The sequence below is a fragment of the Nocardioides sp. Root190 genome (assembly GCF_001428565.1).
GTDB lineage: Bacteria > Actinomycetota > Actinomycetes > Propionibacteriales > Nocardioidaceae > Nocardioides.
The window spans coordinates 809,911-824,130 of the sequence record NZ_LMIA01000010.1; the positions used below are offsets into that span (position 1 = coordinate 809,911).

The 14,220-nt window shown below is 71.5% G+C and carries 12 protein-coding genes; 3 read left to right on the forward strand and 9 right to left on the reverse strand.

The genetic code is table 11. The features are described 5' to 3' along the window. The first annotated feature begins 162 nt into the window (after nt 1-162). Together ASE01_RS16630 and ASE01_RS16635 are read left to right on the forward strand one after the other, a co-directional pair. Nucleotides 163-1,110, forward strand: a complete 948-nt coding sequence (locus ASE01_RS16630; protein ID WP_321164135.1) for a ParA family protein — start codon at nt 163-165, stop codon at nt 1,108-1,110. Beyond that, nucleotides 1,107-2,156, forward strand: coding sequence for a ParB/RepB/Spo0J family partition protein (locus ASE01_RS16635; RefSeq protein ID WP_056754382.1), 1,050 nt, complete (start codon nt 1,107-1,109; stop codon nt 2,154-2,156). The genes ASE01_RS16630 and ASE01_RS16635 overlap by 4 nt, the downstream gene beginning before the upstream one ends. 137 nt (nt 2,157-2,293) lie before the next feature. Here ASE01_RS16635 and ASE01_RS16640 read toward each other — a convergent pair whose 3' ends face one another. Both ASE01_RS16640 and ASE01_RS16645 read right to left on the reverse strand, forming a co-directional pair. Then, complete coding sequence (locus ASE01_RS16640) at nt 2,294-3,076, reverse strand: lysophospholipid acyltransferase family protein (protein WP_056754384.1); 783 nt, start codon at nt 3,074-3,076, stop codon at nt 2,294-2,296. 12 nt (nt 3,077-3,088) lie between these two features. Next, nucleotides 3,089-4,312 (reverse strand): pyridoxal phosphate-dependent aminotransferase, encoded by a 1,224-nt coding sequence (locus ASE01_RS16645; protein ID WP_321164136.1) that lies wholly within the window; start codon nt 4,310-4,312, stop codon nt 3,089-3,091. Nucleotides 4,313-4,371: 59 nt separating this feature from the next. On the opposite strand from ASE01_RS16645, the gene ASE01_RS16650 reads away from it, so the two are divergent. Beyond that, a complete protein-coding gene (locus tag ASE01_RS16650; protein ID WP_056754386.1) occupies nt 4,372-5,031 on the forward strand; it encodes a GNAT family N-acetyltransferase in 660 nt (219 codons plus the stop codon). A gap of 25 nt (nt 5,032-5,056) precedes the next feature. Here the strand turns inward: ASE01_RS16650 and trxA are convergent, their stop codons facing one another. From trxA to ASE01_RS16685, 7 genes are all read right to left on the reverse strand, one after another. Then, nucleotides 5,057-5,389 carry a thioredoxin gene (gene trxA / locus ASE01_RS16655; RefSeq protein WP_056754389.1) on the reverse strand — a complete coding sequence of 111 codons (333 nt, stop codon included), beginning with the start codon at nt 5,387-5,389 and terminating at the stop codon, nt 5,057-5,059. Between the two features lie 48 nt (nt 5,390-5,437). Continuing rightward, nucleotides 5,438-6,421 (reverse strand): thioredoxin-disulfide reductase, encoded by a 984-nt coding sequence (trxB, locus tag ASE01_RS16660; protein ID WP_056754392.1) that lies wholly within the window; start codon nt 6,419-6,421, stop codon nt 5,438-5,440. A 128-nt stretch (nt 6,422-6,549) separates the two neighbouring features. Further along, nucleotides 6,550-7,368, reverse strand: a complete 819-nt coding sequence (locus ASE01_RS16665; RefSeq protein ID WP_056754394.1) for a hypothetical protein — start codon at nt 7,366-7,368, stop codon at nt 6,550-6,552. A gap of 54 nt (nt 7,369-7,422) precedes the next feature. Next, nucleotides 7,423-8,127 carry an RNA polymerase sigma factor SigM gene (gene sigM, locus ASE01_RS16670; RefSeq protein ID WP_082606125.1) on the reverse strand — a complete coding sequence of 235 codons (705 nt, stop codon included), beginning with the start codon at nt 8,125-8,127 and terminating at the stop codon, nt 7,423-7,425. Beyond that, nucleotides 8,117-10,048 (reverse strand): protein kinase family protein, encoded by a 1,932-nt coding sequence (locus ASE01_RS16675; RefSeq protein WP_157537416.1) that lies wholly within the window; start codon nt 10,046-10,048, stop codon nt 8,117-8,119. The genes sigM and ASE01_RS16675 overlap by 11 nt, the downstream gene beginning before the upstream one ends. 48 nt (nt 10,049-10,096) lie before the next feature. Beyond that, entirely contained in the window at nt 10,097-11,821 is a 1,725-nt protein-coding gene (murJ, locus tag ASE01_RS16680) for a murein biosynthesis integral membrane protein MurJ (RefSeq protein WP_235536055.1), read from the reverse strand. Beyond that, the gene (locus ASE01_RS16685; protein ID WP_157537418.1) at nt 11,818-14,082 is read right to left on the reverse strand and encodes a DUF6049 family protein; all 2,265 of its coding nucleotides are present in this window, start codon (nt 14,080-14,082) and stop codon (nt 11,818-11,820) included. The genes murJ and ASE01_RS16685 overlap by 4 nt, the downstream gene beginning before the upstream one ends. Nucleotides 14,083-14,220 lie beyond the last annotated feature (138 nt).

Consider the following 14,220-nt stretch of genomic DNA (forward strand, 5'->3'; position numbering starts at 1 on the left):
TTTTCCACCGGTGGAGGTGGGGGTGCTGAGCGTGAGCATCCACAGCCTGGCCCTAGTTATCCACAGGACAGCGGTCCTGGCGGATCTGGTGGGAGCAGTGACGTTTCACGTGAAACCACTCCCCCAGAGCCGTCCCTCGTTTCACGTGAAACAGCCCCGCCGGTGACCGGCGGCTTCCGCACGGCCGCGCAGCTCGCCGAGCACTCGGCCGGCTTCGAGGACGACCAGACGCCCTTGGCGCGCGCCGCTCAGGCCACGGTCCTGGTGCGCGCGGGCATCCCGCAGGAGCAGCTGAGCCGTCCCTCGGAGACCCGCGTCTTCGTGGTCGCCAACCAGAAGGGCGGGGTCGGCAAGACGACCTCGACCGTCAATCTGGCCGCCGCGCTGACCCAGCTCGGCCAGCGCGTGCTGGTGCTCGACCTCGACCCCCAGGGCAATGCCTCCACGGCGCTCAACATCGAGCACCGCCAGGGCACCCCCTCGACCTACGAGCTGCTCGTCGATGGGCTCTCGATCGTCGACCTGGCCAAGCCGTGCCCCGATGCCGCGGGACTCTGGGTCGTCCCCGCGACCATCGACCTGGCGGGTGCCGAGATCGAGCTTGTCAGCGTGGTCGCCCGTGAGCAGCGGCTCAAGAAGGCGATCGACGCCCACCCCCGGGTGGGGACGGCGCAGGCCATCGGTGAGGAGCGCTTCGACTACGTCTTCATCGACTGCCCCCCGTCGCTGGGTCTGTTGACCCTCAACGCCCTCGTCGCGGGTGCCGAGATGCTGATCCCGATCCAGGCGGAGTACTACGCCCTGGAGGGGCTGGGCCAGCTCCTCGCGACCGTCGACATGGTCCGGGCGCACCTGAACCCCGACCTCGCGGTGTCGACGATCCTGCTGACGATGTACGACGCCCGCACGCGGCTGGCGGCAGGTGTCGCCCAGGAGGTGCGCGAGCACTTCGGGGACCAGGTGCTCAAGACGGCCATCCCGCGCTCGGTCCGGGTGTCCGAGGCACCGTCGTACGCGCAGACCGTGATGACCTACGATCCGGGTTCACCCGGGGCGCTGAGCTACCTCGAAGCAGCCCGCGAAATCGTCGTGCGAGGGAGTCTCCAGTGAACGCGAACGCCCCCCGTCGGGGCCTGGGTCGAGGTCTCGGATCGTTGATCCCGACGGCTCCCCCGACCCCCGTGCCGGCACCCGGATCCGAGTCGCCCTCGGGCTCCTCTGTCAACCCGGATGCTCACAATTCGGACCTTTCCGCTGGAGCGCCTCCCAGCGGTTCGGCGGACCTGGGGTCCACCGGCCCCACGAGCGGCGCTCAGAGCGCCGATTCGGGTCTGAGGGCCGTCGAGGGCGCCTACTTCGCCGAGCTGCCTGTCGAGCAGATCCGACCCAATGCCGTGAACCCGCGGACCGTCTTCGACGAGGACGCGATGGCCGAACTGGTCCACTCGATCAAGGAGATCGGCCTCCTCCAGCCCGTCGTGGTCCGCCGCACGGCCGCCGATGCGTACGAGCTGGTGATGGGCGAGCGCCGGTGGCGCGCGACCCAGCTCGCCGGGCTCGCCGTGATCCCGGCCATCGTGCGCGAGACCGAGGACACCGACATGCTCCGGGACGCGCTCCTGGAGAACCTGCACCGCAGCAACCTCAACCCGCTCGAGGAGGCTGCGGCCTACCACCAGCTGCTCGAGGACTTCTCCTGCACCCATGACGAGCTGGCCCAGCGGATCGGCCGCTCGCGCCCGCAGATCAGCAACACCTTGCGGCTGCTCAAGCTGTCCCCCGCGGTCCAGCGGCGCGTCGCTGCCGGCGTGCTGTCCGCAGGGCACGCCCGCGCCCTGCTCGGGGTGCCTGACGCCGAGCTCCAGGACCGGCTCGCCCAGCGGGTCGTGGCCGAGGGCATCTCGGTACGCGGCCTCGAGGAGATCGTCGCGGTCGGTGAGCTCGGCGGCGCCCCGCCCCGTCCGCAGCGTGCCAAGCCCAGGGCTCCCGGTCTGGCAGAGCTCGGCGAGCGGCTGGGAGACCGCCTGGAGACCCGGGTCAAGATCGACCTCGGCAAGGCCAAGGGCAAGATCAGCATCGAGTTCGCCAACACCGGCGACCTCCAGCGCATCGTGGACCTGATCGACCCGCGCAACCGCAGCGACCGCCCGATCTGAGTACGGCGCGAGCCGCTCCCAATATCGACAAAGCGACATGTCCCTTTGGGGACATGTCGCTTTGTCACTTCTGTCTCAGAAGCGCCGTTGTTTCACGGGAAACATCCGTCCGGGCGCCGTAGCGATGGTCCGGTGCGCTACTTGCCGGCCTTCTTCTCCGCGGCCTTCGCCTTGCGCTTCGCGGCGCGCTCGCGCAGCTCGGCCTTGTCCAACTCGTCGGCCTGATCCGGGGTGGGGGCTGATCCGCCGAAGCGGGCGGGCGTCCACCAGGACCCGGGAGCCTTCTCGTCCTCCGGGTACTCCGCGATCACCTCGTCGAGGAGCCGCTGCAGCGCCGCACGCAGAGCCGCTGTCTCCGCCTGCAGGTCCTCGCCGGTGGGATACATCGGCTCACCGACCTTGACCGCGATCGTCTTGCGCTTGCGCGCGAAGTCGCGCGGGTGGTCCTTGGTCATCAGCCGGTGCGCGCCCCACACGATCATCGGGATCAGTGGCACACCGGTCTCGGCGGCGATCTTGACCGCCCCCACCTTGAGCTCCTTGATCTCGAAGGAACGGGAGATGGTGGCCTCGGGATAGATCCCCACGACCTCCCCGGCCTCGAGGTAGGCCTTGGCGTCCAGCATCGACTGGGCACCGGCCGAGCGGTCGACGGTGATGTGGTGGAAGGAGCGCAGCAGGTGCCCCACCCCGGGGGCATCCATCATCTCCCGCTTGATCATGAACCGAACCAGTCGCTTGGAGGGGTTGGCACCCAGGCCGCCGTAGACGAAGTCGACGTAGCCGGTGTGGTTGATCGCCAGCAGGGCCCCACCCTTGCGCGGCACGTTCTCCGTGCCGGAGAGCTGGAACCGCTGGCCGAGGACCCTGAAGAGGACCTTGGCGGTGACGATGACGGGCGGGTAGGTGATGTCGCGCATGCGCCCAGTGTGTCAGCGACGGGTGGCGAGGAACTCCGCGATCCGGCCGATGGCCTCCTCGAGCATGTCCACATCGGGCAGGGTCACCAACCGGAAGTGGTCCGGCTCGAACCAGTTGAAGCCGGTGCCGTGGGTGACGAGGATCTTCTTCGCGCGCAGCAGGTCGATGACGAACTGCTCGTCGTCCTCGATGGCGTAGACCTCGGGGTCCAGGCGCGGGAAGCAGTACAGCGCGCCGCGGGGACGCACCGAGGAGACGCCCGGGATGTCGTTGAGCAGACGGTCGGCGAGCATCGACTGCTCGTAGAAGCGCCCGCCCGGAACGATCAGCTCGTTGATCGACTGGTAGCCGCCCAGTGCGGTCTGGATCGCATGCTGCGCCGGCACATTGGCACACATACGCATGTTGGACACGAGGGTGAGCCCCTCGAGGAACTCCTCGGCGAGCTCCTTGGGACCTGAGACCATCACCCAGCCGGCGCGGTAGCCGCAGACCCGGTAGGCCTTGGAGAGGCCGCTGAAGGTGAGACAGAGGACGTCGTTGCCCGCGGCCGCGGCGGCGTGGTGGTGCACGGCGTCGTCGAACAGGATCTTCTCGTAGATCTCGTCCGCGAACACGACCAGCTGGTGGCGACGGGCGATGTCGACGAGCTTGTGGACCATCTCCTTGCTGTAGACGGCACCCGTGGGGTTGTTGGGGTTGATGATCACCAGGCCGTGGGTGTTCTCGGTGATCTTCGACTCGATGTCGGCCAGGTCCGGCATCCAGCCGTCGTTCTCGTCGCAGCGGTAGTGCACGGGAGTGCCGCCGGACAGCGAGACGGCGCCGGTCCACAGCGGGTAGTCGGGTGCAGGCACGAGGATCTCGTTGCCGTCGTCCAGGAAGGCCTGCAGCACCATGGAGATCATCTCCGAGACGCCGTTGCCGATGAAGACGTCCTCGACGTCGGTGTCCTTGAGCCCACGCGACTGGTAGTACTGCGCCACGGCCGTGCGCGCGGAGTAGATGCCGCGCGAGTCGCTGTAGCCCTGGGCCTCGGGCAGGTGGTGCATCATGTCGGCGAGGATCGCCTCGGGTGCCTCGAAGCCGAAGGGCGCCGGGTTCCCGATGTTCAGCTTGAGGATCTTGTGACCCTCTGCCTCGAGTCGTTGGGCCTCGACCAGGATGGGTCCCCGGACGTCGTACCGGACGTTGCGCAGCTTCTTGCTCTGGCGGATCTTCCTCACGAGGAGCATTCTCGCAGGTGGGCGCCACCCGAATTCCCCGCCTCCGGTGGCGCAGGGAGGAAGCTGCGATGTCCCGGACGACGGTGCCCCTCACCCTGGACCTGCTCGCCGCGCTCGATGCGCCGTGCCGGACCTGCCTGTTCTGGGAGCGCGAGCCCGTGCAGCGCGCGGGACTCGACGCCGAGGAGCGCGCCCGGGACAAGGAGGCGTGGGTCTCCGAGGTGCTGCGTGAGTGGGGCTCCTGCGGGCGGGTCGCGCTCGTCGACGGCCAGCCTGTCGGCCACCTCGTCTACGCGCCGGCGTCCTTCGCGCCCGGGGCGGCGGCCTTCCCCACCGCACCGGTGTCGGCCGACGCGGTGTTGTTGCTGACCGGCTGGGTGCGCCCGGAGTACGCCGGCAGCGGGATGGGCCGGCTGCTGGTCCAGGGCATGGCCCGCGACCTCGTCGGGCGCGACGGGATCCGCGCCGTGGAGGCGTTCGCACGCACCGGGACCCCGCCGCGGGGAGCGACGCCGGACTGCGTGATCCCTGCCGAATTCCTCGCCCGGGTGGGCTTCAAGACCCACCGGGCCCACCCGCGGACTCCGCGGATGCGGATGGAGATGCGCTCCCTGGTCACCTGGCGGGGCGAGATGGAGGCGGCCTGGGAGCGGATCGTGGACGTCGTACGACGCCCGAAGCACGCACCGGCGCCCGCCCCCCGGGAAGCAGACAACCCCCGGACGTGAGTCCGGGGGTTGTCGAGAGGCCGAGTCAGGCGTTGATGAACTCGTCGAGCTCCTTGAGGATGGCCGCCTTGGGGCGAGCACCGACGATGGTCTTGACGACCTCGCCACCGGAGTAGACGTTGATGGTGGGGATGCCCGTGACGCGGTACGACGCCGGGGTGACCGGGTTCTCGTCGACGTTCATCTTGAAGAACGTGACCTTGTCGCCGTGGGCGCCGGCGATCTCGTCGAGGATCGGGGCGACCTGGCGGCACGGGCCGCACCACTCGGCCCAGAAGTCCACGAGGACGGGCTTGTCGGACTTGAGCACCTGAGCGTCGAACTCGGCGTCGGTCACTGCGGAGATGTTGTCGGCCACGGGGGCCTCCTTCGGATTCAGGGTGAACGAAACGTCTGGTGGTGGAACCTACGCGCTGGCTGACACATTCCCGGCGGTCGCAGCAGCGTGGTCGAGGAAGCCGATGTAGCGCTCCGCGTCGAGGGCGGCCGAGCAGCCGGTGCCGGCTGCGGTGATGGCCTGGCGGTAGGTGTGGTCGACGAGGTCGCCGGCCGCGAAGACGCCGGGGACGTTGGTCGCGGTCGAGCCGGGCTGGACCAGGACGTAGCCGTTGTCGTCGAGGTCGACCTGGCCGGTCAGCAGCTCCGAGCGGGGCTCGTGCCCGATCGCGATGAACAGGCCGGTGGCGCCCAGCTCGCTGGTCTCGCCGGTGACGGTGTCCTTCAGGGTCAGCGACTCCAGGGAGTCCTCGCCGTTGACGGACTCGACCACGGAGTTCCAGATGATCTCCAGCTTCGGGTCCGCGAACGCCCGCTCCTGCATGATCTTGGAGGCGCGCAGCTCGTCGCGACGCACGATCAGGGAGACCTTCGAGCCGAAGCGGGTCAGGAAGGTCGCCTCCTCGACGGCGGAGTCACCGCCGCCGACGACGGCGATGTGCTGCTCGCGGAAGAAGAACCCGTCGCAGGTCGCGCAGTAGGACACGCCGCGTCCGGACAGCTTCTCCTCGTTGGGCAGGTCGAGCTTGCGGTAGCCGGATCCGGTGGACAGGATCACGGCCCGCGCGGTGTAGGTGTCCGTGGCGGTCTTGACGACCTTGATGTCGCCGGTGAGGTCGACCTCGACCACGTCGTCGGCGATGAGCTCGGCACCGAAGCGCTCGGCCTGCGCGCGCATCTCCTCCATGAGCTCGGGGCCCTGGATGCCGTCACGGAAGCCGGGGAAGTTCTCGACCTCGGTGGTGTTCATCAGGGCACCACCGGCGGTGACGGAGCCCTCGAAGACCAGCGGGCTCAGCTGCGCACGGGCGGCGTAGATCGCGGCGGTGTAGCCGGACGGGCCGGACCCGATCACGATGACGTTGCGAGGCTCGGACGTGACGGACTCGGACATGGGACTTCCCAACTGATTCGGCCGGTGGATCGGGTACGACGGACTCTTTCACGGACACTTCTCCAACGAGATCGTAGGCCGCAGGATTCCCGGATGCGCGCAGTGGTCAGCCGGTGGCAGGCAGTGGGTCAGCCGGTGGCGGGCAGGGTCGTCGAGTGCAGGACGTCGCCGGAGCCGCAGGCGATGACCTCGGCGGCCTGGGTCGAGCCGACCGGCTCACGGAAGGCGACCACGGCGGGCATCCCGCTGTACTCCACGCCCACGAGGTAGCCGAGACCGAACGCAGCAGGCTCGCAGCGGAAGTCGGAGGGTGCGGTGAGGGTCGCGGTGGAGTAGTCGGCGCTGGTGGGACGGGGAAGCGTGGCGTGCTGGAGGGCCACCAGGTCCTCCCGGAGCTGGGTGGCACGCACCTCGCGCAACGGCCCGTCGCTGACCACCCGGCGAGGGGCGTCGAACAGGTCGCCAGCATCGGGCGTCGGCTCCGCCTCGGGTGCCTCGGCGTTCTCCTGCCCCTCGTCGAGGGTGGCTGCGGAGTCGTCCGCCTCACCGCCACCCTCCGAGCGCGCCGGGTCCTCCTCGGCCATCTCGTTGGCCGCGCTGACGTCGTCGGAACCGCTCTGGCCCAGTCCCCCACCGACGGCACCGGCCCCCACGCCGACCGCGACCACGGCCGCCGCCGCACCGAGCAGCACCCGCACCCGGACGCGGCGACGGCGTGCCGCCGCGTCGAGGGGTACGACGACGCCGTGGCTCTCCGGATGGGACACGATCGGGAGGGCGGACCGCTCGGCGACCAGGTCGGCCAGGCCGGCGTCCAGTCGCGCCGCGACCTCGTCCGGCAACGGTTCGGGCCCGCCGGCCTCCGCGAGCAGTCGCCGAACCGCCGCCTCGCGGGCAGGGTCCATCGGCGCGTCGAGCGGCGCGTCAGGCTCGGTCGGTTCGGTCATCTCGGGCTTCCTGCTGTGGCTGGTGGCGGGTCGGGTGATCGGGAGACGGGCGGTTCAGTCCAGGCTCGGCGTCGCGGCCGGTGGCCCTCGGGGTGTCGTGGATCTGACGTCCGGCGGGCCCTGGGGGTTCCCCGGGGCGACGTGGGCCGCCTCACCGTCGGCTGCCGCCTCCAGCAGGTGGCCCAGCAGACCGGCGAGCCGGGCGCGGCCACGCGAGCAGCGACTCTTGACCGTGCCCTCGGCGCAGTCGAGGATCACCGCGACCTCGGCGACCGAGTAGCCCTCCATGTCCACCAGCACGATCGCCGCGCGTTGGTCGTCGGAGAGCTGTGCGAGCGCGGACCGCACGGCGGCCCGGCGTTCGAGCACGAGGCTGGCCTCGGCCGGGTCGACCGCGTCGCCCACGGTCTGGCGGGACCGCCGCTGGTGCTCGTCGAGGTCCTCGGGCAGGGGTTCGGCACGGCGTACCTGCGCCGAGCGGAGTCGGTCCAGGCAGGCGTTGACCACGATGCGGTGCAGCCAGGTCGTGACGGCGGCCTCGCCGCGGTAGGTGCCGGCGCGGCGGAAGGCGGCGATCATGCCCTCCTGCAGGCCGTCGGCGGCCGTCTCCGGGTCGCTGCAGGTGCGCAGGGCCACTGCCCACAGGCGGTCGCGGTGCCGGGCGAAGAGGGCTGCGAAGGCGTCGTCGTCGCCGGCCACGTGGGCCGCGAGGAGATCGGCGTCGGAGACCTCGGCGGCCTCGCGCAGCTCACTCGCCACGGACCACCACCTCTGCGATCTCGGCCCGGAAGTCGTTGCCGGCGACCTCGGGCAGGGCGGTCAACCAGAGGACAAGGTAGCGGGTGCGCAGCCCGGCGGCGGTGTCCGAGACGGCCGGCACGAGGCTGACCTCGCCCGTGCCGGTGACGGTCGCGGCGGCCTTGTCCTCCGGCGCGCCGGTGGGCCGCTCGTCCGCGGCGTACAACGCCACCGTGGTCCGGCCCTCGCCCAGGCGCAGGTCGACCGAGGTGACCTGCCGGACCTCACCCAGGTCGAGCAGCACGCCGACCCCGGTCTTGAGGCCCGGGGGCGGGCCGAGCTGGTCGAGGTAGGTCTGGGTGCTCCACGTCGTGGAGGCGCGACCGTCCAGCAGGGCGCCGAGCTGGCCCGGGTTCTCCTCGCCGTCGCCGAGCGGGTCGAGGTCGAAGGCCTTGACGCCCCGCAGGACCGTGGAGGGACCGGCGGTCGCGGAGGTGCCGGACGGGGTGATCGAGGGCTCGGCGTCCGGGTCGCCGCCGAGCGCGGTGCGGCCGCGGCCGAGGTTGAAGGCGATCGCGATCGCCACCAGGAGGAGTACGGCGATCGCGACCGCCATCGCCAGCCGGAGCCAGCTCCGTCCCGGCACCTGCTCCTCGGGTTCGGGGGCGTCGGGACCCGCGCCGCGAGGGGCGCGGGCATCGGTGTCCCACGGCCAGTAGCCGGACGGCGGCGTGCCGTCACCGGCGCCGCTCCATCCGGCGGACGGGCTCGCGTCCAGCTCGGGTCGCGCACGGCGTACCCCGTCGGCGAAGAGCGGGCGCTCCGGCGGCTCCTCGAACGGAGGGGGCGGGGGCGGAGGGGTGCTGCGGGTGCGGATCCACTGGACGTCGTCCTCCTCGAACACCGGCATGCCGGCCTCCGTGGGCAGCTCGGTCGGGAGCTCGCTCACCAGCGGGATCGGCGGGTCGTCGACGTCGACGCCGGCGAAGCGCAGGCCCGGGGGGACCGGGTCGGGCTGGTCGTCCACGGCCGCCGCGACGACCGGGATGTCGTCGGCGGTCGAGTCGTGCGGCAGCGGGTCGGCGACGGCGGGCAGCCACACGGGGCGCAGCTCGTTGATCGGCGGGATGGACTGCGCCAGCGACTCCTGCATCCCGGTCGGGTCGCCGACGAAGCCGAGCAGCTCGACGCAGATGCCCTCGGCCGAGGAGACGTCCGGGTGCTCGTTGCCCAGGCGCCGCCGGCGGCTGTGCTGGCTCGGGCAGTCGAACTCGCGCCAGAGCAGGTCCAGCGGCTTGGGCACCCCCGCGCGCACCTGGCGTGGGCTGAGGAAGGAGCCGTTCTCCCGCGGCGCCGCCGGCACGATCGAGCCCGACGGGCCCGGCCAGACACCGGCCAGCGCGCAGTAGAGGAGTCCGCCGAGGTCCTCCAGGTCGCCCTGGACGTCTCCGGGCTCCTGTCCGTGCAGGGCGGCGTCGACACACATGCCGATCAGGCGCACCGCGCCGTACCGGTCGATGAGGACGTTCTCGGGGTTCAACCGGCCGTGGGTGACGCCGGCCTCGTGCGCATTGGCGATCGCGCCGGCGACGTCGGCCACCAGCCAGGCGGCCCGGCGCGGGCCGAGCGGTCCGGCGTGGGTGACCAGGATGTCCAGCGAGATCCCGTTGCCCCACTCGTTGACGACGAAGCAGCGGCCGTCCTCCTGCTGGGCGTCGAGCACCCGCAGGACCCGGGGGTCCAGGACGGCGGCCGAGGTGCGGGCCGCTTCCACGAGGCCGGGCGCACGCGGGTCGTCGACGTCGATGACGTGCAGGGCGACGTACCGCTCGAGCACCTGGTCACGGGCACGCCAGAACCGCCCGCCTCCGCTCTCGCTCAGCAGGTCGATCAACCGATAACGGCCGGCGAGCACATCCCCCGACCGAGTCGACGTCGCCACCTCAGGTCGTCCCTCTCTGGTCTCGATCCATCCTAGGAGGGTGGGTGGTCACGCGCGACGAAGCCGCGCAGTGATCGTGCGGACGACCGAGGTGACCTCCTCGATGCGGAGCACCGTGGCGGCACCGAGCAGGGCTGCGCCGGCGCCGGCGGAGATGACCGCGGCCTGGAGCACGGCCCAGGGCCAGCTGGGGTCCTCGACGAGCTCGTCGATGGTGTCGGTGACGAGGAGGTCGAGGAAGGCGCCCACGGCGAACACGACCGCGGCGGCCACCGCCAGCCGGATCAGGAACCCGCGCCAGGCCCGGGCGCCACCGGACGGCGGATGCCCACCGGCGCGCAGCAGGCGGACCAGCACGACGCTCGAGATCACTGCGCCGACGGTGTAGGCGCCGACGTAGGCCAGCACCAGCATCGGCGCGGTGTCCTCGGGGTCGACCCGGTGCACCAGGACCAGGGCCAGGGCGATGTTGGTCGCCGCGATCACGCACTGCACGAAGAAGACCGTGCGGTTGTGCTCGAGGGCGTAGAACCCGCGCAGCACCAGGTAGTGCACCGTGAACACGACCACGCCGACGGCGAAAAGGATCATCGACGACTCGAAGCGTGGATAGGTCTCACCGGCGGCGCCGTGGCCCCAGATCACCTGGGCGAGTGGCAGCGCGATCGAGGGCATCAGCACGGCGAACGGGACGACCACCGCGAGGGCCGTGCGCAGGGTGCTGCCGAGGGTCGTGGCCAGGCCGCCGAGGTCGTTGCCGGCGGCGGCGGCTGACAGCCTCGGCAGGATCGCGGTCGCCAGGGAGACGGTGATGATCGAGTGCGGCACCATCACGACCAGCATCACGCTGGAGTAGATCGTGATGCCGGTGCCGTCCGCGGCGGACGCGGTGCCGCCGGAGGCGAGGCGCACCACGACGACGTAGGCGACCTGGTTGACGATCACGAACAGCACCGTCCACACGGCCAGCCGGAAGGTCTGGCCCAGGCCGACACCTCGGACGTCGAAGCGCGGCCGGTAGCGGATTCCTGCGGAGCGCAGGTAGGGCACGAGCACCAGCAGCTGGACGGCGATCCCGAGCGTCGAGCCGATCCCGAGCAGCGTCTCCTGCCCCGGGGTGAACGGTCCCTGCTGCTCGGCGGTCGTCGCGGGGCCGAACGCCACGAGGTAGGTGACCAGCACCGCGACCGAGATGACGTTGTTGGCGATCGGCGCCCACATCATCGGGCCGAAGCGGCCGCGTGCGTTGAGGACCTGGCCGACCAGCACGAACATCCCGTAGAAGAACACCTGCGGCAGGCAGAAGCGCGCGAAGTCGATCGCCGACTGGCGTTGCTCGGCGAGCTCGGGCTGGTCGAACTTCGAGGTGAGCACGACCTGCATCACGAGGGGCGCGAAGACCACCAGCAGCACGGTCACCAGGCCGAGGAAGCAGATCGCCAGCGTCATCACGCGGTCGACGTACGCCGCGCCGCCGTCGGCGTCGTTCTTCATCGAGCGCACCAGCTGCGGGACGAGGACGGCGTTGAACACGCCACCCGCCAGCAGGATGTAGAGCATGTTCGGCACGGTGTTGGCGATGGTGAAGATGTCGCCGTGCAGCGAGATGCCCAGCGCCGCCGCGAGCAGGGTGGAGCGGATGAAGCCGCTGAACCGGGACACGACGGTCCCGGCCGCCATCACCGCGGTGTTGGCGAGGATCCGCTTCTGGTCGGCCTCCCCCGCCTCGCCGGCTGCCGCCGTCCCGTCCGCTGCTCCGGGCTGCTCGCTCACGCGACCGGCTCCGGGGTGGGCTCCTGCTCGGCGTCGTCCCCGGCGTCGTTCCCGGCGTCGTCTTCAGCGGCGTGACGGCGGCGGTAGCGGCGGACCAGACGGATCCCGATGGCCACGAACAGGATGCCGCCGCCCGCGCCGATGATCGCCCAGATGACGATGCCGGCCTGGCCGGTGCGCAGCGGGAGGGTGTCGGACCCGCCGAGGGCGTGACCGTCCACGTCGGTGAGGCGCAGCGTCACGTTGTGCACGCCGGCGCGGGTCATCGTCGCGCTGATCGGCACCGAGGTGCGGCTGTTGGCGGCGAGGCGCACCGGGTTGGCCACCTCGATCTCGGCGCCGTCCTCGGTGCTGGCCCGCACCTGCACGGTCACGGGGTGGTCGAGGTCGTTGCGGACGGCGACGTTGAAGCCGCCCGACGTGCCGGACAGCGTGACGCCGGGCGGTGCGTCGATGACGACCTGGTCCAGCTGGTCCTGCACCCACTCGCGGGTGCGGGCCAGGCGGCCGGCCACCGAGCGGTCGCTGCGCACGGCGTACGACGTGCCGGCCAGCGCCTCGCCGACCAGGTCGGTGCCGATGGCGAAGTCCTCACCGAGGATCGCCTGGTAGGTCCGGGCGGCCCGGACCAGTCGGCCGGCCTCGGCCAGCACCGTTGCGGAGAGCTCGTTCTTCTCCTGCGTGGCGGGGTAGGACAGCTCGGCGGGGTCGATCTGCCGCTCGTCACCGGTGCGGGTCTCAGTGGTGGACTCGGCGCTCACGACGAGCTGGTCCAGGGCGACGGTGCGCACCAGGTCGCTGTCCAGTCCCTCCCAGAACTCGGGGGCGTCGTCGGCGGTCACGGTGGCCGGGAGGACCACGACCAGCGGCTCGGGGGCCTGCCGGCCTGCGCGGAGGAGTCGTACGACGGCCTCGCTCAGGATCCGCTGACGCAGGGCGACCGGCGCCTGGGCCGGGTCCGGTCCGGGCCCGCCGTCGGCCGCCGCCTCGGCGGTGACGACCACGGGGCGCTCGCCGATCAGGCCGGCGACGGGCGGTCGCACGGAGAACGTCTCGGCAGGGAACATCCGGTCACCGAGGAGCAGGGGCGCGTCGTCGTCGACGGAGTCGATGCCGGCCCGGTCCAGGTAGCCGTCCGGTGGGGCCACGACGGCGTTGCCGTCGATCTCCCAGGCGCCGAGCACCGTCCCGCCGAGCTCGCGGGCCGAGCGGTAGAGGGTGGGCTGGGAGTCCGCCGCTGCCGCGATGTCGGGGTCGCCGTAGGGCAGGGTCGCGACGGCACCGGACTCGAGCTCCTCGCGGGCCCGCTCGAGCCAGGTGCGCGCGGCGCGGGCCAGCGGGGTGTCGGTGGCGTCCTCCGACTCCTCGCCCTCCGTGTCCTCGGACGGCTCACTGCTCGGGCTGGCCTCGTCGGGATCCGGTGTCGGCACGACCTCGCGATCGGGGTTGCCCAGGGAGAGCTGGTGGACGGCGTCCGGCACGGCCGGGTCGACCAGCCAGGTGACGGGGGCCGTGCCGCTGGCGGCACCGAACGCCAGGGGGCCGCCGAGGTCGCCGTCGAACGCCAGCGAGCGCTCCCAGCCCTCGGTGCGGTCCAGCGCGCCGTCCGCGGTGTGGGCGATCCGGCCCCGCAGCGGCACCACGATCGCGGTGTCGACGGGCGCGTCGAGGCGGTCGGCCGCATAGGGGAGGAAGGTCCGCGCGCGGCCGTCGGCCACGCTGTCGTAGGCCTGCTTGTCGCTGGACCCCAGTGCGTGCACGCCGAACCAGTAGACGCCGGAGGTCGGCGTGGGGAACAGGCGGCGCAGCTCGTCCTGCGGGATCCGGAGCGTGTACGACGCGGACTGGCCCGGCTCCAGCGAGGTGATGTCGTCGCTGATCTCCAGGTAGCGCGCGCCGATCGGGGTCTCGGGGTCGGAGTCGGCGGCGAGCTGCAGCTCGGCGGCCGTCGTCATCACCGGGGCGCAGGGGGTGAGCGCACAGTCCGGCCCGGAGCTGGCCATCGGGAACAGGTCGATGTCGCGCCAGGTCTCGAGGTCGACGTTGGTCACCGTGCCCTCGATCACGAGCGGCCCGGTCCGGGACAGGACCCCCGGCGTGAGGCTGCTGATGGTGACCTCCAGCGGTGCGTCGTACCCCTCGTCGTCGGGGGGTACGGCGTGCGCGGGGTCGGCGCCGAGCACCACCGGTGCGGCCGCTGCGAGCAGCAGACCGGTCGCCACTCCTGCCAACGCGCGCAGGGAGGAGGACCGGTGAACCACGCACCCGAGGGTAGTGGTGCCACCTGTGGGCCCGGGGACCCCACGTCGGCGAAGCGGTGCTCGACCCTCCCCGCTCATAGAATCAGCGCCCGTGACCGACGCCGACCTCCCCGCCACCGCGCCCTCCGGGGTGCAGCC